Genomic DNA, 24,439 nt, shown 5'->3' with positions numbered 1-24,439 from the left:
GGGGCGCGTCACGCCGGCAATGCGCCCCATTGGCGGAATTTTCCGCCCGGCCTCCCTGGGGGGCCAACGGGACATAACAGTCAACAAGTGAGGGCAACACCCTATGAGAAGACTTAAGCGTGATCCGTTGGAAAGAGCCTTTTTGCGCGGTTATCAGCACGGCATTACTGGAAAATCTCGCGACCTCTGTCCGTTTACCCATCCCACTACCCGGCAATCCTGGCTCAACGGCTGGCGTGAGGGCCGCGGCGACAACTGGGATGGTTTGACCGGCGCCGCCGGTATTCAACGAGTGAACCAATTGCAGCACGCAACAGGCTGAATCCAGGGTCACCCACGACTTCCCCAAGCCGCCCCATCCGGGCGGAAAAGGGCGCAAGCCCAAGGGCTCCGAAAGGAGCCCTACTTATTTCTGCTACCTGTACTTATGCCCGCTTGGCCGCCGCAATGGCGTCCACTGCTTCGCGGATCAGCGCCGGGCCCTTGTAGATGAACCCGGAATAGATCTGTACCAGGCTCGCACCTGCGGCGATCTTCTGCGCTGCGTGCGCGCCCTCGGTGATGCCGCCGGCGGCGATGATCGGCAGGCGACCGCCCAGCTCAGCAGCCAGCACCTTGACGATATGCGTACTCTTCTCGCGCACCGGAGCGCCGGACAGGCCGCCAGCCTCGTTGCCGAATGGCAGGTGCTCGACGCCTTCGCGGCCCAGGGTGGTGTTGGTGGCGATTACTGCATCCATGCCCGATTCGATCAGCGCAGCCGCGACCATCGCGGTTTCCTCGTCGCTCATGTCCGGGGCAATCTTGATCGCCAGCGGCACTCGGCGGCCATGCTGCACCGCCAGGTCTTCCTGGCGCTGGCGCAGTGCTTCGAGCAACTGCTTGAGCGAATCGCCGAACTGCAGGCTGCGCAGGCCGGGGGTATTCGGCGAGCTGACGTTGACGGTGACATAGCTGGCGTGGGCGTAGACCTTGTCCAGGCAGATCAGGTAGTCATCCACCGCGCGCTCGACCGGGGTATCGAAGTTCTTGCCGATGTTGATCCCCAGCACGCCCTTGTACTTCGCCGCCTTGACCCGCTCGATCAGGTGATCGACACCGTGGTTGTTGAAGCCCATGCGGTTGATGATCGCGGTGGCCTGCGGCAGGCGGAAGATGCGCGGCTTGGGATTGCCCGGCTGCGGACGCGGGGTGACGGTGCCGATTTCGACGAAGCCGAAGCCAAGCTGGGCAAAACCGTCGATGGCGTCGCCGTTCTTGTCCAGGCCGGCGGCCAGCCCCACGGGGTTGGCGAACTCAAGGCCCATCACCGTCACCGGCAGGCTCTTCGGAGCCTGCGTCAGCAAGCCGTTGAGCCCCAGACGACCACCGGCACCAATCAGGTCGATGGACAATTCATGGGAGGTTTCCGGGGAGAGCTTGAACAGGAGCTCGCGGGCCAGGCTGTACATGGTCGGGCATCGGTCGGCAAAATGGGGCGCTATTATAGCCAGCCCGCCCTCGCTCAGGCGAGGCGACGCAGCGCCAGCAGCCGCCCGGAATCATCGAATTCCAGCTCGAAACTGCCGTGAACTCCACAGTGAGTGACGAATGGACGCAGATGATGCGCCGGCAGATTGACTCGCCGACCATCGCGACTGACCACTTCGACCCGGTTGGCATGCCCGCGATAGAGGGCCTGCAGCCGATCCACCGGCAGGGAAATATCCAGCACAACGCAAGCCATGGAGGCCTCCAGCAAGTGAAGGAAAGAATTTTGCCACAACGCATGCGCCCAATGGCGCCAGGGTTTTCTATGCTTAGGGCAATTCGCCGCGCATCGGGCCCGGCGCTTCCTGCACTGACCAGCCGGCCATCGGGAGTCTTGCGTCGTCCATGAGTCAACCACCTCGCCCCCGCAGCGTGACCAGCCGGTTGGCCGCCCTTGCCCAGCGCCTGGGCATCGGCAGCGCCGACGGGAAGAACGTCGCCGAGCGAAGCCGGAGCCTCTCGCTACCCTTCGAGCCCCTGCCCGACTGGCCCGCCGGCCTCGGCTGGCAGTCCGGGCCGCCACTCCATCGACTGATCGATCTGCCTCGTGGTGCGCTGTCTGGCCCCGTGCAGGAAGACAAGGCCCGTATTCACGCCGTGCTCAAGCGGCTGGTAGCCAGCCACCGCGAGGAGCATCCCGCCGTCGACGTGCGCAGTATCGATGGCCTGTGCTGCCGCGGCCTGCTCGACAGCCCGCTGGCAGGGCTGGAGGAACTCTCCAATTGCGAGCAGTGCCGCAAGGTGCGGATCATCAGCTACAACGACTTCACCAAGGTGCTGGGCGTGGCCCTGCCCGGGTTCGAGCGCAAGGCGCAATTGCAGTTGCGCAGCGCCGGCTGGCATGGCACGCGGTTGTTCTGGGACGACGACAACCACCCCTGCGAACTGGCCAATGCGGTGGTCTATGCTCGCCGCCGCGGGCTGGAGATCATCCTGCCGGCGAGCATCCAGCGCTTCGAGCTGCAAGCTGCCGCGCTGGATGAACTCGAGCGCGACTTCCACATGCTGGCCATGCCGGCCAAGGCCTGGAGCGATGCCGCCTTCATGGCGCTGCTGCTGGAAACCGGCATGCCCTACGCGCGCTTCGCCCTGTTCAACTCGGAAACCCCGGAGAGCCTGCTGCTGCCCAGGGACCATCCACAGTCGGATGCCTTCGGCCGCGGCCTTCGGGAAGCCGGCGCAGCAGACGTCGTCGGCTATCTGCGCCACGTCGGCAAGGCGGACTGAGGCGTACTACTCCTCGGGGATATCCTCGCGGAGTTGCCGCTCTTCCTCGTCCAGGCTATCCAGCACCGCGTGGTGCCGGGCCTGCCACTCTTCCAGTGTCAGGCCGAGCGTCGCCAGCAACTGCGGGTTGCTCCTGACCAGGTAGACCGCCGCGCGCTGTGCCGAATCCTCGACCTTCCAGCTCACCTCAGCCGGGTCCAGTGGCCCTTCATAGGTGATCCAGCGGCTGAAATCCGGGTATACGCTGCAAACCTTCTGGAAATCGAGGTCACGCATACGCTGATTGCCGTACTCGATGTTCTCCACGTCCTTGGCCTTCATACCAACCACTTCAGCGAAGGCGCGGCGCGACAAGCCTGTCAACGAACGCAGTGCGCGTAGTCTTTCTCCTGCAGTGAACAGGAAACGTTTCTTCATCATGCGTCATCCATCTCCGAGACTGCCAAAGCCCGGAAAAACACCCCAATAACTAGGATAAATTCGCTGTCCATGCCGAAGCAGAAACCATGGATCAGAGATGCTGGATGGTGCGGGAGACGACATGAATGAGGAAAGTGGATTCGACCCGGACCTGGTCACGGGCGGCTATTACGTGACGCCGCAGCGCTTTGCACAGCTGATCGGCCTGAGTGACCGTCAGGCCATTGTGCAGCGCTGGATCGAGCGGGGTGACGTCCCCAGCCTGCGCATTGGCGGCCAGCTCCTGGTGGACCTGGGCGCCCTGCTGCTGATGGCCCAGCCGGATCAGTCCTGATCCGCTTGCTGGGCGGCCTGCAATGCCGGCACGGCGGGAATGCCGATATCCACGCAGAGTGCCAGGACACGCTCGAGGTCGTTGCGATAGACCAGCACGCACTGCAATTCGGTATCCAGCGGCTCACTGAAGTCCACCAGCACATAGCCACCCTTCTCCGGGTACAGCGCGCCGAGCTGGGTCTGGATGCGGTTCAGCGCAGCCAAGGGCTCTGCCTTGCGCAGTTGCTTGGCCTGCAGCACGAAGCTCACGCTCGGGTCGAAGGAAGCACGAATCTCGCCGAACAGCTCCTCGTAGCTGTCGCCCATGAACAGCACGATTTCCGGCAGGCTGCCCACCACTACCCATTCGCCCAGCGGGATGGGGAAGTCGTCGTCGTAGTTGATATCCGCATTGGCGGCGAGGAAGGCTGCCGGATCGGCGTAGGCCTGCGAGGCCTCGCCGGCGATCTGCTGGATCTCGTCCTCCCCCAGGCAGCCGGAGCTGATCAACGTAAGGAGTTCGACGAGTTGCGCTTTCATTGGGGGGAGTCCTGAAGAGAAGTGAACAGCCGGGAAGGATATCTGGATTAGCGGAAAAACGCCGTAGTTGGGGAACCTTCTGACAGACCGATCGGTCGGAAGTCGCCAGAAGCGATAACCACTATTGAACGGGATGATTTCTGCTCGCCTCGAGCGGTTGATAGCCTGACAACCATCCCGAACCAGCCTGCGTGTGAGAACCATGAACCGTGCCCTTGCCCTTCTCTCCCTGACCCTGCCCCTGTGGCTGGTGGGCTGTGCCAGCCAGCCGGCGCCGCAGCATGAGCCCTACAGCGATGAGCAAGTGAAGTCCTTCGCACTGAAGATGCTGGGCGCCAGCAACATGTCCGACGAGTTGTACGCCAAGTACCGCCGGGCGCTGACCGAGCCGCGCGAGGATGGGCGGAGCGGGAGCTGATTTCAGCTCGGCGCCGTTTCTGATTACCTCCGCGAGACGCTCTTGCAGGCAGGCCCTGCCTCCTGCTCTTCTGATCGGGAGTGCCTGCGCTGCCTTGGCGCAGGCGCAGAGCCCGTCCTTCTTCCTTGCGGGTGGCCTCGCAACCTAGGCGATGGCCTCGCCACTCCGTGCGCTTTCTGCTCCGCGAAAAGTCCTTTCGGTTACTCAGGCTTCTGAACAGGGTGCTTCGACACACTCCGCGGATTTTCTGGAAGCCTTTGGTAGCCGAATCCCTATGAAACGTTCGCGAGCAAGCTCGCTCCTACCGCCCAGCCAAACATCGGAGCGCTCTTCGTAGGAGCGAGCTTGCTCGCTAACATGCCCCGCCGCCGCACTAGCAGGCCCGCAAATCCAAGCAAAAAAAGCCCCCGACCACTGGATCACCGCCGAAAAAAAGCCCCGCACTTGGCGGGGCTGGAGCATCAAAAGGTCAATCAGGCGTGAGCATCACACGGGGCAAACGCCCTGCTGGTTGCTCTGCGCCAGGTCGAGCAGTTCGCGATTGGCCACGGCGTACATGGCGTAGTCGGTGCTGGTGGAGGCGCGCAGGTCGGTGAGCATGGCGCGCCAGCGAGCCACCATCGGGGCGTGCTGCTCCAGCCAGAGCGCTACGCGCGCGTCGATCTCCGCCGGGCCATCCTGCATCTGCAGCACGGAGACCGTGATCGCCCGCTGTTGCCAGTCCAGGTCGTCGCGGAAGGCCTCGCGAGCCAATGCCTGCCAATTGTTCTCCACCGGCAGGGAGCTGATCTGCTGCAGGTACCAGGTCAACTCCAGCTCGCTGCCCAGGGCAAAGTAGGCACGCGCCACGTCGGCCGGGTCACGGCCGGTGACGTCCGCCGCTTCGACGATCGGCAGCAGGGTATAGAGGTGGCTGGTGCCGGCGACCATGCGCGCCAGCAGTTCCGGTACGCCAGCGTCGACGTAGGCCTGGTAGCGCGCCTGCCACAGTTCGCGGGTCGGCCCTTCGAGCAGTTCGTTGAGCTTCAGGCCAAGAGCGGCGATGCGCGGACCGAAATGCGCCACGTCACGCGCGGCGTCCTGCTCGTTACGGCGGCTGCGCAGGAACCAGCGCGTCGCGCGGCGGCCAAGGCGCATCAGCTCGTCCATCAGCGTCAGTTGCACTTCCGCCGGCACCTGGTAGTCCAGCGCCTCGATCTGGCGGAACCAGTGCGGCAAATGGAAGACATCACGCACAATCACGTAGGCACCCGCCACGTTCGCCGGCGTCATGCCGGTGGACTCCTTCAGGCGCTGCACGAAGGTAATGCCCATGTGGTTGATCAGGTCGTTGGCGATCTGCGTGCTGACGATCTCGCGCTTCAGGCGGTGCCGGCGCATGGCCGGACCGAAAGTATCGACCAGGGTCTGCGGGAAGGCCGTTTCCATGTCGCGGGTCAGGTAGTCATCGTCCGGTACCAGCGAGCCCAGCAGTTGTTCCTTCAGATCGATCTTGCTGTAGGAAATCAGCACGGCCAGCTCGGCGCGAGTGAGCCCCTGGCCGGCGGCGATGCGTTCGGCAATTCCTTCGTCGCTGGGCAGGAACTCCAGCGCGCGATCCAGTTTGCCGCGGCCCTCCAGGTCACTCATCAGGCGCTTGTATTCGGCGATGCGCTCACGGGCGCGACGCTCGGCCAGGGACAGTGCCTGGGTCTGCTTGTAGTTGTTGCCCAGCACCAGGTCGGACACCTGGTCGGTCATTTCCGCCAGCAGCTTGTTGCGCTGCTTGCTGGTCATGTCCCCGGCGGTCACCACCTCGTTGAGCAGGATCTTGATGTTCACCTCGTGGTCGGAGCAATCCACGCCACCGGCGTTGTCGATGAAGTCGGTGTTGCACGCGCCGCCATTGAGGCCGAATTCGACCCGCGCCAGTTGCGTCATGCCGAGGTTGCCGCCCTCGCCCACCACCTTCACCCGCAGTTCGCGACCGTCGACGCGCAGGCCGTCGTTGGCCTTGTCGCCGACGTCGGCGTGGGTTTCGTCGCTGGACTTGACGTAGGTCCCGATGCCGCCATTCCACAGCAGGTCCACCGGCGCCTTGAGCAGCGCGTGGATCAGCTCGGTGGGAGTCAGGCGTTCGGCGTCGATGTCGAAGCGCGCGCGCACTTCCGGGGTCAGGGTGATGCTCTTGGCGCTGCGCAGGAAGATGCCGCCGCCGGCGGAGATCAGCGAGGCGTCATAGTCGGCCCAGCTGGAGCGCGGCAGGTTGAACAGGCGCTGGCGCTCGGCAAAGCTCGCCGCCGCATCCGGGTTGGGGTCGAGGAAGATGTGCAGGTGGTTGAACGCCGCGACCATCTGCAGCTTGTCCGACATCAGCAGGCCGTTGCCGAACACGTCGCCAGCCATGTCACCGATGCCGATGACGGTCACGTTGTCCTTCTGTACGTCAATCCCGCGCTCGCGGAAGTGACGCTGCACCGACACCCAGCCGCCACGGGCAGTAATGCCCATGCCCTTGTGGTCGTAGCCGGCGGAACCACCGGAGGCGAAGGCGTCGCCGAGCCAGAAGTTGTAGTCGGCGGAGATGCCGTTGGCGATGTCGGAGAAGGTCGCGGTGCCCTTGTCCGCCGCCACCACCAGGTAGGGATCGTCCGGATCGTGGCGCACCACGTTGGCCGGCGGCACGATCTGGCCTTCCTTGATGTTGTCGGTGATGTCCAGCAGCCCGGAGATGAAGATGCGGTAGCAGGCGATGGCCTCGGCCTGGATTTCATCACGCGTGCCACCCAGCGGCAGCCGGCGCGGGATGAAGCCGCCCTTGGCACCAGTCGGCACGATTACCGCGTTCTTCACCTGCTGCGCCTTCACCAGGCCCAGCACTTCGGTGCGGTAGTCTTCCTCGCGGTCGGACCAGCGCAAGCCACCACGGGCCACGTCGCCGAAGCGCAGGTGCACGCCTTCCACGCGCGGGCAGTAGACGAAGATTTCGAATTTCGGCGTCGGTCGCGGGATTTCCGGGATGGCCTTGGGATTGAACTTGAAGCTGAAGTAGCTCTTGTTCTGCCCGCTCGCGTCCGGCTGGTAGAAGTTGGTGCGCAGGGTGGCCTTGATCAGGTCCAGGTAGCGCCGCAGGATGCGGTCCTCGTTGAGCACCTGGACGTTGTCCAGCGCCGCGAGAATCGCCTGTTCCAGCTTCTGCTGCTTGTCTTCCAGGTCCTCGGCGGTGAGCTTGCGGGCCAGGTAGAAACGGGTCTTGAACAACCGCACCAGTTCGCGGGCGATGTCCACGTGGGCGTTCAGCGCGCTGGCGATGTAACCCAGGTCGAAGCCCAGGCGGATCTGCTTGAGGTAGCGCGCGTAGGCACGCAGCAGCGCCACGTCGCGCCAGGGCAGACCGGCGGTCAGCACCAGACGGTTGAAGGCATCGTTCTCGGCATCGCCGTTGACGATGTGGACGAAGGCGTCCTGCAGGGTTTCGTTGAGTTCCTGGATGTTGACGTCCAGGCCCTCGGCGTAGGTGAAGGCGAAGTCGTGGATCCAGTACTCGCGGCCATTGGTGTGGCGCAGGCGGTAGGGGAACTCGCCGAGCACGCGCAGGCCGAGGTTCTCCAGGATCGGCAGGACGTCCGACAGCGCCAGCGGCGTATCGGCGTGGTAGAGCTTGCAGTGCAACTGCTGCTCACCCTGGGCCAGCGGCTGATAGAAGCTCATCACCAGCGGGCGGCTGTCGCCCAGGCTGGACAGGTGCTGCAGGTCCACCACGGCGAAGTGTGGGGCGAAGCGCTCGCGGTAGCCAGCCGGGAAGCCCTTGGGGAAGTCTTCCAGCAGGTTGTTGCCCTGCCCTTCGCCGAAGTTCTCCAGCACCAGCGCGGCGTAGTCGTCCTGCCAGGAGCGGCAGGCCTGGATGGCTTCCTGCTCCAGCTGGGCGGCATCGACGTCGATGCGCACTTTCGGGTCGACGCGCAGGATGAACTGCACGCGGGCCAGGGTGGATTCGGAGAAGAAGGTCCAGAACTCGCAGTCGCTGGCCTTCAGGCGCTCCATCAGCACCTGCTGGATCTTCATCCGCGTTTCGGTGGAATAGATGTCGCGCGGCACGTAGGCCAGGCAGTAGGCGAAGCGGCCGTACGGGTCCTTGCGCAGGAACAGGCGGATCTTGTTGCGCTCCTGGATCTGCACGATGGACATGGCGGTGGCGTAGAGCTCATCCACCGGGGTCTGGAACAGGTCGTCACGCGGCAGGACCTCGAGAATCTGCGCGAGCTCCTTGCCCAGGTGGGCCTTGCTGTCGAAGCCGGAGTTCTTCAGCACGGCGGCGACCTTGCCGCGAATGAACGGGATGTCGAACACGCTCTCGGCATACACCGCCGAGGTGTACAGGCCGAGGAAGCGGAACTCGCGGACCACCTTGCCCTTGGCGTCGATCTCGCGGATCGATACGTAGTCCGGGTAGGCCGGGCGGTGCACGCGGCTGGGCTGGGAGGCCTTGGCGAAGGACAGCAGCACCGGCTCGCGCAGGTAGGCCACCGCGTAGTCCTCGATGTGCAGGTCGTCCTTGTTCAGGCCGGCGCGCAGCAGCTTGGTCAGCCCGAGGAAGGCCTTGTCGTCGTACACCAGGTGGCCACCGTCGGCCTCGTCGTGCACGGTGAATTCTTCATAGCCGAGGAAGGTGAAGTGGTTATCCAGCAACCATTCGAGGAAGGCGCGCACTTCGGCGGTCTCTTCCGCGCGGGCCTTGGCCTTGGACTTGCCCAGCCAGGCCAGCAGCTCCTCGGCCTTGCTGCGCATGGCGGGGAAGTCGGCGACTGCCAGGCGCACTTCGCCGAGCACTTCCAGCAGGGCCTTTTCCAGGGTGCGCAGTTCACCGGCCTGGGACACACGATCGATCTCCAGGTACATCAGCGATTCCTGGTGCACGTCCTTGCCGGTGCTGTTCTTGGGCAGGATCTCCAGCAACTCGCCCTTGGCATTGCGCCGCACGCTGAGCACATTGGTCTGCAAGGTGTGAATGCTGTAGCCGCGGCGATTCAGCTCCATGCGCACCGAGTCGACCAGGAACGGCTGGTCCGGGTGCAACACCTGCACGGCGGTGTGGGTCGACTGCCAGCCGTGCTTTTCATAGTCGGGGTTGTACACCGCCACTTCCGGCTGGGCGGGGTCGAAGCGTTCCAGCAGGCGCCAGGAAGACAAGGTGCAACCGACCAGGTCGGACAACCTGCGCTGGGTCAATTCGTCGAGTGAGATGAAGCCGAAGAACTGCTCGGCGAACAGGGCCACTTGTGGCAGACCCTTGTCGTCGACGTGCTGCGCCAGGGCCGCTTTCAGTTGTTGCTGGAAGTCGGCTTTGCTGGCTGCGGTGAAGAACGCCATGTTGGTACTCCGCTGGGCTCGAATTATTGGATTGAGCGTAGAACGCATATCGTCTTGTGTCGGGCCACAGGTATAGCCGGGCAGTGTGACCCTCGATTGACAGCCCCGACCGGGCGGTCACCGATCCCACCGAGCTTATCGGGACTGGGCCGCCGCTGGCTTACGGGGCTGCGACATATTCGTTCAACGGCATGCAGCCGCCACGCTCAGGGGAAACGACAGAATTTGCGGCACGATCGTTCCGCAACTGCCCGCAGAAATATCAAAGCGCTATCATGCAATCCCTCGCCTGGAACGGACGCCATGCAACGCCACCCTCCCCTGCGCCGCCCGCTGCTGCGCCACCTCGACAACCTGCTGGTCACCCTGCTGGGCGCGGCACTGCTCGTGCTGGCCTGGCTGTTCCTCGATGAGGCCGTGCGGCCGTTGCTGGTCGGCGCGGTTCCGGTCTATCTCGGCGTCCTCCTGCCGCGCATCGTCGGCCGGGGCGAACGTCTGCGTCGTGTGCAGGCTGCGCGGGAACGCTCGGTGGACGAGTGGGGCTTCTGCAGCCGCGACCGCAACGGCCCGTGGATCAACTACATCGACTTCCCACTGGTCCGCGAGGACCCGCTGTTCAAGGACCGCTACTTCTATAGCGAGTGGCTGGTGGTGCACGACGGGCGCATCGTCATCAACCCCGGCCCAGCGCATGTCGACCTGAGCGCCGGCACCGTGAGCTACGACTTCGGCTGCACCCGCACCTACGCCTGGGACGGCTGCTCGCCGAAGGTGCCCTTCTACTGGATCGCGACCCTCGGCACGCCGGACTGGTGGGAGCACCTGGAAAGCGTGCAGTGCCTGCGCCATGGCCAGCAGAAGGAGCGCGTGATGTTCTGGCCGGTGGCGCACCATGCCAGCCTGGTGCATGACGCGCTGTACCAGTTCCTCAACGTCGCGCCGGTGACCAAGGCCGAGGCGGACGAACTGTTCCACCGCATGCTGCTGGAGGCCGGTATGCCGCGCCTGGTGGCCTGGGTCTACCGCTTCGCGGTGGTCCATGGTGGCGCGCGCGACATGCGCCACCAGCTCAACCGCGACAGCTCCCTGCGCCTGCTGACCCCGTTGCCCGGCGACCGGGCGTCGCAGGAACCGCTAGCGCCGCACAAGGCTCGCAGCGCAGCGCTGCAAGAGTGACGGCCGATGCAGTAAAGTAGGCGGCCCGACAGCCCCACCCTTCGTCCAGGAAATCCACGCGATGGAACATCGTGAGTCGCTCCTTGCACTGCGCCAGTATCTCTCCAGCCAGATCCTCGGCCAGGAAAAGCTCATCGAGCGGCTGCTCATCGCCCTGATCGCCGACGGCCACCTGCTGGTCGAAGGCGCGCCAGGCCTGGCCAAGACCAAGGCGATCAAGGACCTCGCCGAGGGCCTGGAAGCCGAGTTCCACCGCATCCAGTTCACCCCCGACCTGCTTCCGGCCGACATCACCGGCACCGAGATCTATCGCCCGGAGAACGGCAGCTTCGTGTTCCAGCAGGGGCCGATCTTCCATCACCTGGTACTGGCCGACGAAATCAACCGGGCGCCGGCCAAGGTACAGTCCGCCCTGCTCGAAGCCATGGCCGAGCGCCAGGTCAGCGTGGGCCGCAGCACTTATGACCTGCCGCCGCTGTTCCTGGTGATGGCGACGCAGAACCCCATCGAGCAGGAAGGCACCTACCCGCTGCCCGAAGCCCAGCTCGACCGCTTCCTCATGCACGTGAAGATCGGCTACCCGGAAGCCTCCGTGGAACGCCGCATCCTCCAGCAGGCACGTGGCGAAGCGCTGCACGGCGAGACCAAGCCGGAGCGCCGGGTCACCCAGGAGGCCATCTTCGCCGCCCGCCACGAAATCCTCGGCCTGTACATGGCCGATGCCGTGGAGGAATACCTGGTGCAGCTGATCATGGCCACGCGCACCCCGGCCAAGTACGACGCCGAGCTCGCCGAGTGGCTGTCCTATGGCGCCAGCCCGCGCGGCTCCATCGCCCTGGACCGCTGCGCACGTGCCCACGCCTGGCTGGCCGGGCGCGACTTCGTCAGCCCCGAGGACATCCAGGCGATGCTCTTCGACGTGCTGCGCCACCGCCTGATCCTCACCTTCGAGGCGGAAGCCGCCGGGATCGACCAGGACCGCGTGGTCCAGCGCATCCTCGACGTGGTTGCCGTCGCCTGACATGCACAATGTCCTGGCGCCCGGCGTCGCGGTTTCCCTTGGCGAGCTGATCGAGATTCGCCACCGCCTGCGCGAAGTCCAGCTGTTCTCCACGCCCTCGCGGCGCAGCCCGTTGATCGGCCTGCACCACTCGCGCCTGCGCGGACGCGGCGTGGACTTCGACCAGGTGCGTGTGTACCAGGCCGGCGACGACGTGCGCACCATCGACTGGCGCGTCACCGCGCGCAGCCAGGAGCCGCACACCAAGCTGTTCCATGAGGAGCGCGAGCGACCGGTATTCGTCCTGGTCGAACAGAGTGCCCGGCTGTTCTTCGGTTCCGGCCTGAGCTTCAAGTCCGTGCTTGCCGCACGTGCCGCTGCCTTCATCGGTTGGGCGGCGCTGGCGCACAACGACCGCATCGGCGGGCTGGTGTTCACCGACAGCGAATGCCACGAGATCAAGCCCAGGCGCAGCAAGCAGAGCCTGCTGCAGTTGTTCAACCTGATCGTGCGGGCCAACAACACCCTGCTCGCCGGCTCCAACCTCAGCCACAGCGGCGACGGTTTCGGCATGGCCCTGCGCCGCGCTCGCGAGGTGCTGCGCCCCGGCAGCCTGATTATGGTGATCTGCGACGAGCGTGCGCTCAGCGAAGTGGCCGAGCAGCAGCTGTCACTGCTGGCGCGGCACACCGACCTGGTGATGCTGCCGGTCTCCGACCCGCTCGACCACGCCCTGCCCGCCGCCGGGCTGCTGAGATTCGCCGAAGGCCAGGCACAGCTGGAACTGGATACCCACATCGACGAACAGCGCCTGGCTTACCGCGCCCTCGGCGAGGCCCGCCGCGAACGCTGGCAGCGCCTCGCCCTGCGCCTGGGCGTACCGCTGCTGCCCTTGACCACCCAGGAAGAACTGGTGGAACAACTGCGCAACCTGCTGGAACAGCACCAGCCGGGATACGCCAAATGAATCCGCTCGATCAGTTGCAACCACTCATCGAGCCGGCTGCGGTGCCCTGGTGGCCGCCGGCGCCAGGCTGGTGGCTGCTCGCCGCGCTGCTGCCGCTGCTGCTCTGGGCGCTGTGGCGCAATCGCCGGCGCTGGCTGCCCAGGCGCAGGGCCAAGGTCGTCACCGATGTGCCGCTGGACCCGCTGCGCGAAGCTGCACTGGAGGAACTCAAGCGCCTGCCGCGCCCCTACGACCGCGCGCCGGCCGGCCCCTGGCTGCAATCACTGAACGGCCTGCTCAAACGCCTGTCGCGGGCGCGCTGGCCGGACAGCCACAGCCACACCCTGAGCGGCCGTGCCTGGCTGGCCTTCCTCGATACCCGCTGTCCGGCCGCCGGCCTGACCCGCTGGATGATCCTGGTGGAAGGCGGCTACCGCGCCGAGTGCAAGCTGGACGACAAGGCCATCGACGGCCTCGCCGCCTCCGTGGAAACCTGGGTGCGCAAGCATGTTTGAGTTCGCCTGGCCGTGGATTTTCCTGCTCGCCCCGCTGCCCTGGGTGATGCGCTTCATCCTGCCGCCGGCCGACAACGGCGAGGCGGCGCTCAAGGTCAGCTTCCTCCAGGAACTCGAGGGCCTTGCCGGCCGTCGCGCCCGTGCGCGCTTGCCGGCCTGGCGCCAGCAGGCGCCCTTCGCCCTGCTCTGGCTGTGCCTGCTGCTGGCCGCTGCGCGCCCGCAATGGGTCGGCGAGCCGCTGCCGATTCCGGCCACCGGCCGTGACCTGCTGGTGGCGGTAGATGTTTCCGGCTCCATGGATTACGCCGACATGACCTGGGACGGTGCCGAAGTCAGCCGTCTGGACCTGGTGAAGAAGCTGTTCGGCGACTTCATCGAAGGCCGCCGGGGTGATCGCGTCGGGCTGATCCTGTTCGGTACCCGCGCCTACCTGCAGGCGCCGCTCACCTTCGATCGTCACACCGTGCGTGTCTGGCTGGACGAAGCACTGATCGGCATCGCCGGCAAGGACACCGCCCTGGGCGATGCCATCGGCCTGGCGGTCAAGCGCCTGCGCCAGCGCCCGGCCGAGAGCCGCGTGCTGGTGCTGATCACCGACGGCGCCAATACCGCCGGCGAGATTTCCCCACAGACCGCCGCCAGGCTCGCCGCCGAAGAACAGGTGAAGGTCTACACCATCGGCATCGGCGCCGATCCCAAGCAGGGTGGCGTCGTCGGGCTGTTCGGCCTCAACCCGGGGCTGGACCTGGACGAGCCGGCCCTCAAGGCCATCGCCGAGAGCACCGGTGGCGAGTACTTCCGCGCACGCAACGGCGAGGAGCTGCAACGTATTTCCGACAGCCTCGACCAGCTCGAGCCGGTGGAACAGAAGCCGACCCAGGCACGTCCGGCCATCGCGCTGTACCGCTGGCCGCTGCTGCTGGCCCTGCTGATCAGTGCGGCGCTGGTGGTCGGCACCCTGTGGCCACCCGAGGACTGGCGCTGGCCGGCCTGGGTCGCGCGTCTGCAGAAGGAGCGCCGGCCATGAACGGCATCTGGCCGCACCTGCTGCACCCGCTCTGGTTGATCCTGCTGCCGCCGCTGGGCTGGTTGCTGTGGAAGCTCTGGCACCGCGAACGCCGCGCCGGCCGCTGGCAATTGCTGCTGCCGCAGGCCTTCCACCCCTGGCTGCTGGCGGGTGGCGGCGGCCGGCACGAGCGCCGCCCGTGGTTCTACCTGGGCATCGCCTGGCTACTGGCGCTGCTCGCCCTGCTCGGCCCAAGCTGGCAGCAGGTGGAACAACCGACCATGGAGCGCAGCGACCCACTGGTGGTGGTGCTGGAACTCACCCCGCAGATGCTCGCCACCGACCTCAAGCCGACCCGCCTGGAACAGGCCCGGCACAAGTTGCTCGACCTGCTGCAGAGCCGCAGCGACGCGCAGACCGCCATCGTCGTCTACGCCGGCAGCGCCCACACGCTGGTGCCGCTGTCCAATGACCTGGGCACCGCGCGCAACCTGCTCGACGCCCTCAAGCCATCGATCATGCCCGAGCCGGGGCAGCGCGCCGACCTCGCCGTGGCCCAGGCGCGGCGCCTGCTGGACAACGGTGCCGAGGGCAACGGCCGGATCCTGCTGATCACCAGTGCGCTGGACGCCCGTGAGCGCCAGGGTATTCGCCAGGCGCTCAAGGGCAAGGGCAAGGACCTGCTGCTGCTCGCCGTGGGCACGCCCGGCGGCGCGCCCATTGCCCAGGAAGACGGCACCTTCCTCAAGGACGACCAGGGCAACATCCTGGTGCCACGCCTGGACGAGAACTCGCTGCGCGTCTTCGCCACCGACATGGGTGGACGCTTCCAGCGCCTGCGCGCCAGCAGCAGCGACCTGCGCTCCCTCGGTCTGCTGGACAGCACCCAGGGCCTGCAGGTGAGCGAAGAAGACGCCCTGCTGCGCCTGCAACGCTGGGCCGACCAGGGCTACTGGCTTCTGCTGCCGCTGCTCCTGCTCGCCGCCTGTGCCGGCCGCCGCGGCTGGTTGTTCAGCCTGCCGCTGTTGCTGCCCCTGCTGTGGGCGCCGCCGCAGGATGCCAACGCCTTCGAGCTCAACGATCTCTGGCTGCGCCCGGACCAGCAGGGCCAGCGCCTGCTCGACGCCGGGCGTCCCGCCGAGGCCGCCGAGCGCTTCGACGACTTCCGCTGGAAAGGCCTGGCGCTGTACCGCGCCGGCGATTATGTCGACGCCGCCCAGGCCTTTGCCCAGGGCGACGAGGCTGCCGACCACTACAACCGTGGCAATGCCCTGGCGAAACAGAACGAGCTGGAGGCTGCCATCGACGCCTACGATCAGGCACTGGAACGCAACCCCGAGCTGGAGGCTGCCAAGCGCAACAAGGCGCTGCTTGAAGACCTGCTGCGCCAGCGCAAGGAAAACCCCGCCGGCGACGGCACCGACCAGCCCCCCCAGCAGAACCAGGACCCCGCCCAGAGCAGCGATCCCCAGGCCGCCAAGCCGCAGGAGCAGCAGCAGGAGGAAGAACACTCCAGCGAACGCGACTCGCAGCCGGCGCCGGCTGCGAAGAACCCATCGCAGGAAGCCGACCGCCCCTCTGCCAGCCAGAGCGACAAACCCGGTGAGAACGCCCGCGAAGAACAGGAAACCAACCCGGAAGATGCCGGTCCACTGGGGGACGAGCGCCGTCAGGCCCTGGAACAGTGGCTGCGGCAGATGCCCGACGATCCGTCCGAGCTGTTGCGCCGCAAGTTCTGGTACCAGCAACAGCAGCAGCGCCAGGAACCCAACCCATGAAAAGGCTGATCTGCCTGACCCTGCTCTGCCTCGCCACCTTCCGCGCCGAGGCCAGCTTCACCGCCAGCGTCGACCGCGCGCGCCTGACCGCGGGCGAGAGCGTCGAACTGACACTGGAGTCGGACGACCCCACGCTGTTCGGCAAGCCCGACCTGAAGCCGCTCGATGAGGCCTTCGTGGTACTCGGCACCCGCCAGGTCAACCGCCTCACCACCCTCAACGGCAAGGCCCAGGCCACCACGCGCTGGATCATCACCCTGCAGCCGCGCACTGAAGGCAAGGTGGAAATCCCGCCGATCCACCTGGGCGGCAACGCCAGCGAGCCGATCGGCCTCGAAGTACTCAAGGCCGAAGACAGCGCCGAGGGCCAGAAGCTCGCCCCGGTGTTCATCGACGCCAGCGTCGACCGCGAGGAAAGCTGGGTGCAGGCGCAGGTGATCCTCACCCTGCGCATCTACCATTCGGTATCGCTGTACGACGACAGCAGCCTCAGCCCGTTGCGCATGAACGATGCCCGGGTCGAGCAACTGGGCGAGCCGCGCACCTATGAAAAGGACATCAACGGTGTTCGCCACGGCGTGATCGAAGTGCGCTACGCGATCTTCCCGCAGAAGAGCGGGACCCTGGAAATTCCCGGCCAGACCTTCAAGGCCACCCAGGTCGCGCAGCGCCGCAATGACGATGACTACAATCCGTTCGGCCCGCAGCCGGGCAAGCAGGTGCTGGTCACCTCGCCGAGCATTCCACTGCAGATCGACCCCAAGCCCGCCGATTACCCGAAGGACGCGCCCTGGCTGCCCGCCCGCTCGCTGAGCCTGAGCGAAACCTGGAGCCCGCAGCCCGAGGAAGCCAAGGCCGGTGAAGCACTGACCCGCAACATCATGCTGCGCGTGGAAGGTCTCTCCAGCGCCCAGCTACCACCGCTGCCGATCCCCCTTCCCGAGGGCCTGCGGCATTACCCGGACCAGCCGCAACTGGCCAACGAAAGCAGCGACCAGGGCATGATCGGCAGCCGCGAGGAGCGCGAAGCGCTGATCGCCGACAAGGCTGGCCCGGTGGAACTGCCGCCAGTGGAAATCGTCTGGTGGAACACCCAGGAGCGCCGCGTCGAACGCACCAGCCTGCCTGCGCGCACATTGCAGGTCGCGGCGAACGCACAGCTGGAGGAACACACCGAAGCCCCCGCCGCGCCCAGCGAGACAATCGTCAGCGATGCGCTGCTATGGCCCTGGCAACTCGCCTGTGCCTTGCTCAGCCTGACCACCCTGCTCGGTTTCGCCCTCTGGTGGCGGGCCCGTAGCCAGCCAGCGGTGATCCGCGTTGCGCAAGCCGGACCGAGCACGCGCACGTTGCTCGACGAGCTGCGCCGCGCCTGCCAGGCCAACGACTCGCACGCCACCCGCCAGGCGCTGGATGCCTGGGCGCGCCAGCAACCGGAAACCCTGGCTGACATGGCGGCTCGCTTCGTGCCCCTGTCCGATGCCCTGGATGGCCTCAACGGCGCGCTCTACAGCGACAGCGAAGGCGGCCGCAACTGGCAGGGCGAGGACCTCTGGCGCGCCATCCGCACCCTGCCCGGCGCCGATCCGGACGCGCCGCCGGCAGCGGAAGCCAGCAGCCTGCCACCGCTCTATCCACGCTGACGGCTATGCTGGAGGCATCCCCGCCAGAGGTGCCTCCATGCCCGCCCCCCGGCTGATTCCAGCGCTGGCCGCCGGCCTGCTGCTGATCTGCAACCCTCTCCTGGCCGGCCCGCTGCACGCAGCCGAGGCCCTGCCGCCGACGCAACCGCTGCAAGGCCCCGGCAGCTCCAACTACGCCCACGCCGACGTGCGCCAGTGGCACTTCAGTGCCGAGGGCAACGAATACTGGGTGTTCACACCGCAGCGCCCTGCCCCTTCCAGCGCCCCCGTCGTGGTCTTCACCCACGGCTGGAGCGTCATGCAGCCCGACCTCTATCGTGCCTGGATCGAGCACATCGTCCGGCGCGGCGCCATCCTCATCTATCCGCGCTACCAGGCGACACTGAAGACGCCGGCGGCGGAGTTCCTGCCCAACGCCGCCGATTCCGTGCGCCACGCCATTGCCGATCTGCAGGCAGGGAAGCTGGGGGTGAAGCCGGAACTGGAGCACGTCGCCTACGTCGGCCACTCGGCGGGCGGTCTGATTGCCAGTGGGCTGGCGGCCTCCTGGCAACGCCTCGGCGTTCCCCGGCCACGCGCGCTGATGGCCGTGGAACCGGGCAAGAGCAGCGGGCCGCGCTGGCGCCAGGTACCGCTGGAGCCGCTGGCGAACATTCCTGCCGGCACGCTGCTGCTGGCGATCTGCGGCGACGAGGATGAGCGCGTCGCCTGCGATGACGCGCGGCGCATCTATACGGAAAGCACCCAGGTGGCGCCGCGCGACAAGGACCTGCTCCTGCTGCGCAGCGACCGTCACGGTAGCCCGCCGCTGCTGGCCAACCACGCGGCACCGACCGCACCGCGCTTCGACCCGCGCTACCCGCCCAGCGACTCGTCCAGCTGGCTGCTCAACCGCGTGCAGGAGCGGGTGAAGCAGCGGCTGAAACAAGGGCAACCCTCGGCCCACAACGCCCTGGCGACCGATGCGCTGGACTGGTTCGGGCCGTGGAAGCTGTTCGATGCGCTGTGCGATGCGGCCTTCTACGGCCAGGACCGCGATTACGCACTGGGTGGTGGGCCGGCGCAGCTGTCCATGGGGCGCTGGAGCGATGGCACGCCAGTGAAGGCGATGCAGCGGTTGTCGGCGCCAGCGCCCTGACAATCCATCGCCGGCCCGGGTTCGCGAGCAAGCTCGCTCCTACAGGCACGCCCGGAGCGTTTATGTAGGAGCGAGCTTGCTCGCGAACAGTCTCAACCGCCGCTGTTCTCCATCACCGCTCCCTTGAACACATCGTCCAGCGGCACCTGGTAACCGATGGCGAGGCGGTTAGTCTCGTTGGCCATGGCGACCACCGCCATCAGCTCGCCGAGCATGGCGTCGTCCATCCCCGCCTTGCGCGCCGCTGCGCCGTGGGAGCCGATGCAGTAGTTGCAGTTATTGGTGACACTGACGGCGACATAGATCAGCTCCTTCACCAGCGGGTCCAACTGCCCCGGCCCCATCACTTGCTTGAGGCTTTCCCAGGTGCGCTTGAGGGTCTGCGGATGATTGGCCAGGGCTTTCCAGAAGTTGTTCACCCAGTCGATCTTGCGGGTCGCCATGATGTCGTCGTAGACGGCACGGACTTCGGGGCTGGCTTCGGTGTATTCGATGAGCTGGAAGGACATGGTTGCTCCCTGACGATTTTGGAATAAGAAAAGCAGAATTCAGAATTGGATGATTGGACAGGCGATGGAGAAAGATAAGGCGTTCTCTCCCATCCCCGTCAAGGAATCAGACCCATGCAACGCCTCCCTGCCCTGCTCTTTGCCGCCGCCCTGCTACCTGCCGCGAGCCAGGCCGCCCAACCCGGCCTGTGGGACACCTACGCCAGCCTCAGGCAGCACGACTGGGTCGACCTGACCCACGCGTTCGACAGCAATACGCCGCACTGGAAAGGCTTCGAGCCCATGGGCCGCAAGACGCTCTACACCGTGGACAAGGATGGCTTCCAGGTGGAGCTGTACAGCCACGTCGGGCAATGGGGCACCCATGTCGACCCGCCAGTGCACTTCCACAAGGGACTGCGCAGCGTTGACCAACTCGACGTGAAGGAACAGTTCCTGCCGCTGGTGGTGTTCGATATCCACGAGCAGGTGGCGAAGAACCCGGACTACGTGCTGAGCCTGGCCGACGTGAAGGCCTGGGAAGCCAAGCACGGGCCGGTGCCGCAGGGTTCCTTCGCCGCGCTGCGCAGCGACTGGTCGCAGCGCTGGCCGGACCAGGCGAAGATGCAGAATCAGGACGCCAAGGGTGTCGCGCACTATCCGGGCTGGAGCAAGGAGGCCCTGGTGTACCTCTACGAGACGCGCAAGATCACCGCGTCCGGCCACGAGACCACCGACACCGATCCGGGCATCGCCACCAGCAAGGACGACTATTCGCTGGAGTCGTACATCCTCGGTACCAACCACTACCAGATCGAGCTGCTCGCCAACCTCGACAAGGTACCCGAGGCCGGCGCGCTGGCGGTGGTGAGCTTCCCGAAGATCGCCCAGGGCACCGGCTTCCCGGCGCGGGTGTTTGCCATCCTGCCGTGACCCATCGATAGGCCGGCGTGAAGCGGCACCGATCGCGGACGGAGTCCGCTCCTACGTGATCTCATGCATCGTATGAGCGGACTCCGTCCGCGATAGATCCCCGGCGGCTCCGAACTCGGTCCGGCGCCAAAAAAAACGCGGCCCGAGGGCCGCGTTTTTTACTGCTCGAGCGTCGATCAGTGAACCAGGATCGAAGCCTTCTTCTGACGCACCTTCTCCGGGTTGATCAGGAAGCGCGCCAGCGCCGGCAGCAGCCACAGAGCACCGAACATGTTCCAGAGGAGCATGAAGGTCAGCATCAGGCCCATGTCGGCCTGGAACTTGATCGCCGAGAAGATCCAGGTAGCCACGCCGATGGCCAGGCACAGACCGGTGAAGAGCACTGCTTTACCAGTGGACTTCAGCGTCTCGTAGTAGGCCTCCTGCAGGGACAGGCCCTGGCGCAGGAAGGACTCCAGGCGGGTGTAGATGTAGATGCCGTAGTCCACGCCGATACCCACGCCCAGCGCGATCACCGGCAGGGTCGCGACCTTCACGCCGATGCCCAGGGTGGCCATCAGCGCGTTGCCCAGCACCGAGGTGAGGATCAGCGGCAGCACGATGCACAGGGTCGCGGCGAAGGAGCGGAAGGTGATCAGGCACATGATCGCTACGCAGATGTACACCAGGATCAGGATGGTCAGTTCCGAGTGCTTGATCACATCGTTGGTAGCAGCCTCGATACCGGCGTTACCGGCGGCGAGCTTGAACTTCAGGTCATCCTTCTCGTTGGCCTTGGCGAAGTCCTGCACGACGGCCACGGCGCGGTCGAGAGTCTCGGCCTTGTGGTCGTTGAGGAACACCAGCAGGGGCGCCAGCGAGCAGTTGCTGTTGAACAGACCTTCCGCGCGGCTGATGGAGTTGTTCAGCACGTCCTGGTTGCGCGACAGCGACTCCCACTTCAGGTTGCCTTCGTTCATGCCCTTGATCATCTGCTTGGAAACAGTGACCAGGGAGATGGCCGACTGCACGCCCTGGGTGTTCTCCAGGCGCCAGGCCAGCTCGTCGATGGCGGACAGGGTCTTGTGGGTGGAGCAGCCTTCGGCCTCGGACGCCACCATCACCACCAGCACGTCGGAGCTGGTCGAGTAGTTGCGGATGATGAAGTCGTTGTCCAGGTTGTAGCGCGAGTCCGGACGCAGCTCCGGCGCGCCCTGGTCGAGGTCACCGATCTTCAGGTGATGGCCCTGCCACATGCCGCCGGCGAACATCGCCAGGGCGATGACCACGGAGATCGGTGCCACGGACGGGCTGGCGAAGTTGGACAGCGCGCGCCAGAAGGGATGGTCGCGCACGGCGTCTTCCTTGCTGCGTTGCACCGCCTTCTTGCTGATGCCGATGTAGGAAATGGCGACCGGCAGCAGGATCAGGTTGGTGAACACGATCACCGCCACGCCGATGGAGGCGCCGATGGCCAGTTCGCGGATCACGCCGATGTCGATCACCAGCAGGGTGATGAAGCCGACGGCGTCCGCGAGGATGGCGATCATGCCCGGCAGGAACAGTTGGCGGAAGGTACGGCGAGCGGCCAGCAGCGGAGTTTCCGCGTCACTGGACTGCAGGGCGATACCGTTGATCTTCTGCACACCGTGGGAAATACCGATGGCGAAGATCAGGAACGGCACCAGCATCGAGTACGGGTCCAGCCCGAAGCCGATCAGGTGCAGGATGCCCAACTGCCAGATCACCGCCACCAGGGTGGTGGACAGCACGGCGATGGTGGAGCGCACGCACTTGGTGAACCACAGCAGCAGCACCAGGGTGATGACGAAGCAGATGCCGAAGAAGCCGACCACCATCAGCAGGCCGTCGATCAGGTCACCGACCTTCTTGGCGAAGCCGGTGATGTGGATCTTCACGTTGGGGTTCTGCAGCTGGTACTTGTCGCGGATCTTCTCTTCCAGTTCATGGGAGAACTGGCGGTAGTCCAGCTTCATCAGCTTGCCCTGGTCCTTCGGGTCCGGGTAGACCTCCAGCAGCGGCACGTCGACGATGCTCGACTTGAAGTTGTTGGCCACCAGGCGGCCGATCTGACCGGACTTGAGCACGTTGTTGCGCAACAGGTCGAGGGCCTTGGCGGAACCGTCGTAGGTCTGCGGGATCACCTCGCCACCGGCGAAGCCTTCCTCGGTCACTTCGGTCCAGCGTACGCTCGGGCTCCACAGCGACTTCATGCCGGAGCGGTCAACGCCGGGGATGTAGAAGACCTCGTCATGGATCTGCCGCAGCGTCTCCATGTACTCCTTGGTGAAGATGTCGCCGTTCACCGCTTCCACCGAGATGCGCACGGTGTTGCCGAGGTTGGCCAGGTCGTTGCGGTGCTCCAGCATGTTCTGGATGAACGGGTGCTGCAGCGGAATCATCTTCTCGAAGCTGGTGGACGGGCGCACCTGCGTGGCCGACCAGGCGAGGAAGACGGTCACCAGCAGGCACGCGATGATCACGAACGGCCGGTGGGTGAAGATGATGCGTTCCAGGAAAGTCGCCTTGTCCTGTTGATGCTTGTTCAGAGCGTTCATTGCGGCTCCCCGGCTTATTGTTGTTCTGTCAGCTCGGCGCCGGTCGCCGAAGCCAGGTGGATACCGCCCTGGCCGACCAGCACCAGGTTGCCATTGCCGGCCGCACTCACGCCCGCGAGGGACAGGCGATCCGGACGGTTGACGACGCTGAAGCTGACGCCGTCGTCCTTGCTCTCCAGCACGCTGCCGCCATGGCCGACAACGACGATGGTGCCGTCATCCAGCAGGCTGCCTTCGGAAAGGCCGAACTCCAGTTCGCCGCCGTTGGCGGTGGGCAGGCTGACCTGCTGCCAGGTGCTGCCGAAATCGGTGGAACGGAACAGGTGGCCGCGCAGGCCATAGGCCAGGACGGTGCCAGCGTGGGTGGTGCCGGTGGCGCCGAACAGCGAGCCCTCGTAGGGACCCTGGAGTTTTTCCCAGGTCTCGCCCCAGTCCTTGGAGCGGAACATGCTGCCCGCCTCGCCGACCACGAACAGGCCGGAATCCTTCACCGCCGTGATGGCGTTGAGGTGGAACTGGTCTTCGTTGTCCAGGCGGTCGCTGACGTCTTCCCAGCTCTTGCCGCCATCGGTGGTTTCCAGCAGCGCGCCATAGGCGCCCACGGCCACACCGTGGTTCTCGTCCTGGAACCAGATATCCAGCAGCGGCGCTTCGCGCTTGAGGTCTTCGAACTGGCGCACCCAGGTGGTGCCGCCATCAGTGGTGGCCAGGACCTGGGCGTCATGGCCGACGGCCCAGCCCTTCTTGTCGTTGACGAAGAACACCGAGGTCAGCAGCTGGCGGGTCGGCACGGTGGCCTGAGTCCAGTTCTTGCCCGCATCGTCGGAATAGAGGATGTGCCCGTGGTCCCCCACCGCGACCAGGCGCTTGCCAGCATGGGCGATGCTCAGCAGCAGGCTGCTGGAAGCCTTGGCGGACATGATCGAGTTGGAATCACTGGCGGCGTCCGTGGCGGCAACGGCGTGCAACGGAGCCAGGGACATCATCAGGAAGGAAAACGCGCCGAGCAGGGAAACCGTCTTGCGCGACATCGGGAAGGAGCTTCGCACTCCCGACACGGGCTGCTCGCTCGAAGTGCGCCACAGGGGCTCACGCATATGCCTTTACCTCTTTTTCTTATGCAGGCGGTATGTAGTTTGGAGCTATATAGCCAGCCTTTTCCGGGGCTGACAATTAACCGCACGTTATCTTTTGTTAAGCCCCGGCTGCCTCACTCGAAAGGATGAGTGCATTTTGCCATCCCGGCCGAAAGGCGCGCGGCTGGCGGCCTCCAGCGGGTGGAGCGGTAACACTTTCACACCCTCAGGCTTTCGCGCAGGCATGAAAAAGCCCCGCCAAGGCGGGGCTCTGTGTGCAGGACCGGGGGCGACGCCCAGTCCTTGCTCGCGAACGTGTCAGTCGGCAGCACCGACGCTGGGCGGTTCGCGAGCAAGCTCGCTCCTGCAAGCCTGAAGGCTGA

General features: G+C 65.6%; 21 protein-coding genes. 13 read left to right on the top strand and 8 right to left on the bottom strand.

Features of this window, described 5'->3' with window-relative positions:
* Nucleotides 1-103 precede the first annotated feature (103 nt).
* Nucleotides 104-322 (top strand): ribosome modulation factor, encoded by a 219-nt coding sequence (gene rmf / locus N5C91_RS25805; protein WP_081519407.1) that lies wholly within the window; start codon nucleotides 104-106, stop codon nucleotides 320-322.
* Nucleotides 323-425: 103 nt separating this feature from the next.
* Here the strand turns inward: rmf and N5C91_RS25800 are convergent, their stop codons facing one another.
* A complete protein-coding gene (locus N5C91_RS25800; RefSeq protein WP_279832938.1) occupies nucleotides 426-1,451 on the bottom strand; it encodes a quinone-dependent dihydroorotate dehydrogenase in 1,026 nt (341 codons plus the stop codon).
* Nucleotides 1,452-1,504: 53 nt separating this feature from the next.
* Nucleotides 1,505-1,726, bottom strand: coding sequence for a DUF2835 domain-containing protein (locus tag N5C91_RS25795; RefSeq protein WP_236198579.1), 222 nt, complete (start codon nucleotides 1,724-1,726; stop codon nucleotides 1,505-1,507).
* 149 nt (nucleotides 1,727-1,875) lie between these two features.
* Between N5C91_RS25795 and N5C91_RS25790 the strand changes: the two genes are divergently transcribed.
* On the top strand, nucleotides 1,876-2,757 hold the full coding sequence (locus N5C91_RS25790) for a DUF6685 family protein (RefSeq protein WP_236170941.1): 882 nt from the start codon (nucleotides 1,876-1,878) through the stop codon (nucleotides 2,755-2,757).
* A gap of 6 nt (nucleotides 2,758-2,763) precedes the next feature.
* Here the strand turns inward: N5C91_RS25790 and N5C91_RS25785 are convergent, their stop codons facing one another.
* Nucleotides 2,764-3,174 (bottom strand): helix-turn-helix transcriptional regulator, encoded by a 411-nt coding sequence (locus N5C91_RS25785; protein WP_236170942.1) that lies wholly within the window; start codon nucleotides 3,172-3,174, stop codon nucleotides 2,764-2,766.
* A 124-nt stretch (nucleotides 3,175-3,298) separates the two neighbouring features.
* Here N5C91_RS25785 and N5C91_RS25780 point away from each other — a divergent pair, with 124 nt between their 5' ends.
* A complete protein-coding gene (locus N5C91_RS25780) occupies nucleotides 3,299-3,511 on the top strand; it encodes a helix-turn-helix domain-containing protein (protein ID WP_236170943.1) in 213 nt (70 codons plus the stop codon).
* Here the strand turns inward: N5C91_RS25780 and N5C91_RS25775 are convergent.
* Complete coding sequence (locus N5C91_RS25775) at nucleotides 3,502-4,032, bottom strand: hypothetical protein (protein ID WP_236170944.1); 531 nt, start codon at nucleotides 4,030-4,032, stop codon at nucleotides 3,502-3,504. The genes N5C91_RS25780 and N5C91_RS25775 overlap by 10 nt on opposite strands.
* 202 nt (nucleotides 4,033-4,234) lie before the next feature.
* Here N5C91_RS25775 and N5C91_RS25770 point away from each other — a divergent pair, with 202 nt between their 5' ends.
* Entirely contained in the window at nucleotides 4,235-4,450 is a 216-nt protein-coding gene (locus N5C91_RS25770; protein WP_138525895.1) for a hypothetical protein, read from the top strand.
* A 486-nt stretch (nucleotides 4,451-4,936) separates the two neighbouring features.
* Here N5C91_RS25770 and N5C91_RS25765 read toward each other — a convergent pair whose 3' ends face one another.
* Entirely contained in the window at nucleotides 4,937-9,799 is a 4,863-nt protein-coding gene (locus tag N5C91_RS25765; RefSeq protein ID WP_279832934.1) for an NAD-glutamate dehydrogenase, read from the bottom strand.
* Nucleotides 9,800-10,102: 303 nt separating this feature from the next.
* Here N5C91_RS25765 and N5C91_RS25760 point away from each other — a divergent pair, with 303 nt between their 5' ends.
* The 8 genes from N5C91_RS25760 (at nucleotide 10,103) to N5C91_RS25725 (ending at nucleotide 19,001) form a co-directional block, all read left to right on the top strand.
* Complete coding sequence (locus tag N5C91_RS25760) at nucleotides 10,103-10,975, top strand: DUF1353 domain-containing protein (RefSeq protein ID WP_279832931.1); 873 nt, start codon at nucleotides 10,103-10,105, stop codon at nucleotides 10,973-10,975.
* Nucleotides 10,976-11,036: 61 nt separating this feature from the next.
* On the top strand, nucleotides 11,037-11,996 hold the full coding sequence (locus N5C91_RS25755; RefSeq protein WP_045211803.1) for a MoxR family ATPase: 960 nt from the start codon (nucleotides 11,037-11,039) through the stop codon (nucleotides 11,994-11,996).
* 1 nt (nucleotide 11,997) lies between these two features.
* Entirely contained in the window at nucleotides 11,998-12,942 is a 945-nt protein-coding gene (locus tag N5C91_RS25750) for a DUF58 domain-containing protein (protein ID WP_279832926.1), read from the top strand.
* Complete coding sequence (locus tag N5C91_RS25745) at nucleotides 12,939-13,436, top strand: DUF4381 domain-containing protein (RefSeq protein ID WP_236170948.1); 498 nt, start codon at nucleotides 12,939-12,941, stop codon at nucleotides 13,434-13,436. Before N5C91_RS25750 ends, N5C91_RS25745 begins: the two co-directional genes overlap by 4 nt.
* Nucleotides 13,429-14,463, top strand: a complete 1,035-nt coding sequence (locus tag N5C91_RS25740; RefSeq protein WP_279832925.1) for a VWA domain-containing protein — start codon at nucleotides 13,429-13,431, stop codon at nucleotides 14,461-14,463. The genes N5C91_RS25745 and N5C91_RS25740 overlap by 8 nt, the downstream gene beginning before the upstream one ends.
* Nucleotides 14,460-16,220: a VWA domain-containing protein gene (locus N5C91_RS25735; protein ID WP_279832924.1), complete on the top strand. Its 1,761-nt coding sequence runs from the start codon at nucleotides 14,460-14,462 to the stop codon at nucleotides 16,218-16,220. Before N5C91_RS25740 ends, N5C91_RS25735 begins: the two co-directional genes overlap by 4 nt.
* Entirely contained in the window at nucleotides 16,217-17,863 is a 1,647-nt protein-coding gene (locus N5C91_RS25730) for a BatD family protein (protein ID WP_279832922.1), read from the top strand. The genes N5C91_RS25735 and N5C91_RS25730 overlap by 4 nt, the downstream gene beginning before the upstream one ends.
* 37 nt (nucleotides 17,864-17,900) lie before the next feature.
* Nucleotides 17,901-19,001 carry an alpha/beta hydrolase fold domain-containing protein gene (locus tag N5C91_RS25725; RefSeq protein WP_279832919.1) on the top strand — a complete coding sequence of 367 codons (1,101 nt, stop codon included), beginning with the start codon at nucleotides 17,901-17,903 and terminating at the stop codon, nucleotides 18,999-19,001.
* A gap of 92 nt (nucleotides 19,002-19,093) precedes the next feature.
* On the opposite strand, the gene N5C91_RS25720 is transcribed toward N5C91_RS25725, so the two are convergent.
* Nucleotides 19,094-19,510, bottom strand: a complete 417-nt coding sequence (locus N5C91_RS25720) for a carboxymuconolactone decarboxylase family protein (protein WP_279832917.1) — start codon at nucleotides 19,508-19,510, stop codon at nucleotides 19,094-19,096.
* A gap of 114 nt (nucleotides 19,511-19,624) precedes the next feature.
* On the opposite strand from N5C91_RS25720, the gene N5C91_RS25715 reads away from it, so the two are divergent.
* Nucleotides 19,625-20,422: a cyclase family protein gene (locus tag N5C91_RS25715; RefSeq protein WP_279832915.1), complete on the top strand. Its 798-nt coding sequence runs from the start codon at nucleotides 19,625-19,627 to the stop codon at nucleotides 20,420-20,422.
* A gap of 176 nt (nucleotides 20,423-20,598) precedes the next feature.
* Here the strand turns inward: N5C91_RS25715 and N5C91_RS25710 are convergent, their stop codons facing one another.
* Both N5C91_RS25710 and N5C91_RS25705 read right to left on the bottom strand, forming a co-directional pair.
* A complete protein-coding gene (locus N5C91_RS25710; RefSeq protein ID WP_236170955.1) occupies nucleotides 20,599-22,980 on the bottom strand; it encodes an RND family transporter in 2,382 nt (793 codons plus the stop codon).
* A gap of 14 nt (nucleotides 22,981-22,994) precedes the next feature.
* Nucleotides 22,995-24,077, bottom strand: coding sequence for a YCF48-related protein (locus tag N5C91_RS25705; RefSeq protein ID WP_236198571.1), 1,083 nt, complete (start codon nucleotides 24,075-24,077; stop codon nucleotides 22,995-22,997).
* Nucleotides 24,078-24,439: the final 362 nt, after the last annotated feature.

Source organism: Pseudomonas sp. GD03903 (genome assembly GCF_029840045.1).
In the GTDB taxonomy this organism is placed as follows: domain Bacteria; phylum Pseudomonadota; class Gammaproteobacteria; order Pseudomonadales; family Pseudomonadaceae; genus Pseudomonas; species Pseudomonas pseudonitroreducens.
The sequence above is the reverse complement of the archived record's forward strand: the minus strand, read 5'-3'. Positions and strand labels throughout refer to the sequence as shown.

What these genes read in the sequence shown, in the direction of transcription:
- rmf (WP_081519407.1), top strand. Translation starts at nt 104, where the DNA reads ATGAGAAGACTTAAGCGTGATCCGTTGGAAAGAGCCTTTTTGCGCGGT.
- N5C91_RS25800 (WP_279832938.1), bottom strand. Translation starts at nt 1,451, where the DNA reads ATGTACAGCCTGGCCCGCGAGCTCCTGTTCAAGCTCTCCCCGGAAACC.
- N5C91_RS25795 (WP_236198579.1), bottom strand. Translation starts at nt 1,726, where the DNA reads ATGGCTTGCGTTGTGCTGGATATTTCCCTGCCGGTGGATCGGCTGCAG.
- N5C91_RS25790 (WP_236170941.1), top strand. Translation starts at nt 1,876, where the DNA reads ATGAGTCAACCACCTCGCCCCCGCAGCGTGACCAGCCGGTTGGCCGCC.
- N5C91_RS25785 (WP_236170942.1), bottom strand. Translation starts at nt 3,174, where the DNA reads ATGAAGAAACGTTTCCTGTTCACTGCAGGAGAAAGACTACGCGCACTG.
- N5C91_RS25780 (WP_236170943.1), top strand. Translation starts at nt 3,299, where the DNA reads ATGAATGAGGAAAGTGGATTCGACCCGGACCTGGTCACGGGCGGCTAT.
- N5C91_RS25775 (WP_236170944.1), bottom strand. Translation starts at nt 4,032, where the DNA reads ATGAAAGCGCAACTCGTCGAACTCCTTACGTTGATCAGCTCCGGCTGC.
- N5C91_RS25770 (WP_138525895.1), top strand. Translation starts at nt 4,235, where the DNA reads ATGAACCGTGCCCTTGCCCTTCTCTCCCTGACCCTGCCCCTGTGGCTG.
- N5C91_RS25765 (WP_279832934.1), bottom strand. Translation starts at nt 9,799, where the DNA reads ATGGCGTTCTTCACCGCAGCCAGCAAAGCCGACTTCCAGCAACAACTG.
- N5C91_RS25760 (WP_279832931.1), top strand. Translation starts at nt 10,103, where the DNA reads ATGCAACGCCACCCTCCCCTGCGCCGCCCGCTGCTGCGCCACCTCGAC.
- N5C91_RS25755 (WP_045211803.1), top strand. Translation starts at nt 11,037, where the DNA reads ATGGAACATCGTGAGTCGCTCCTTGCACTGCGCCAGTATCTCTCCAGC.
- N5C91_RS25750 (WP_279832926.1), top strand. Translation starts at nt 11,998, where the DNA reads ATGCACAATGTCCTGGCGCCCGGCGTCGCGGTTTCCCTTGGCGAGCTG.
- N5C91_RS25745 (WP_236170948.1), top strand. Translation starts at nt 12,939, where the DNA reads ATGAATCCGCTCGATCAGTTGCAACCACTCATCGAGCCGGCTGCGGTG.
- N5C91_RS25740 (WP_279832925.1), top strand. Translation starts at nt 13,429, where the DNA reads ATGTTTGAGTTCGCCTGGCCGTGGATTTTCCTGCTCGCCCCGCTGCCC.
- N5C91_RS25735 (WP_279832924.1), top strand. Translation starts at nt 14,460, where the DNA reads ATGAACGGCATCTGGCCGCACCTGCTGCACCCGCTCTGGTTGATCCTG.
- N5C91_RS25730 (WP_279832922.1), top strand. Translation starts at nt 16,217, where the DNA reads ATGAAAAGGCTGATCTGCCTGACCCTGCTCTGCCTCGCCACCTTCCGC.
- N5C91_RS25725 (WP_279832919.1), top strand. Translation starts at nt 17,901, where the DNA reads ATGCCCGCCCCCCGGCTGATTCCAGCGCTGGCCGCCGGCCTGCTGCTG.
- N5C91_RS25720 (WP_279832917.1), bottom strand. Translation starts at nt 19,510, where the DNA reads ATGTCCTTCCAGCTCATCGAATACACCGAAGCCAGCCCCGAAGTCCGT.
- N5C91_RS25715 (WP_279832915.1), top strand. Translation starts at nt 19,625, where the DNA reads ATGCAACGCCTCCCTGCCCTGCTCTTTGCCGCCGCCCTGCTACCTGCC.
- N5C91_RS25710 (WP_236170955.1), bottom strand. Translation starts at nt 22,980, where the DNA reads ATGAACGCTCTGAACAAGCATCAACAGGACAAGGCGACTTTCCTGGAA.
- N5C91_RS25705 (WP_236198571.1), bottom strand. Translation starts at nt 24,077, where the DNA reads ATGCGTGAGCCCCTGTGGCGCACTTCGAGCGAGCAGCCCGTGTCGGGA.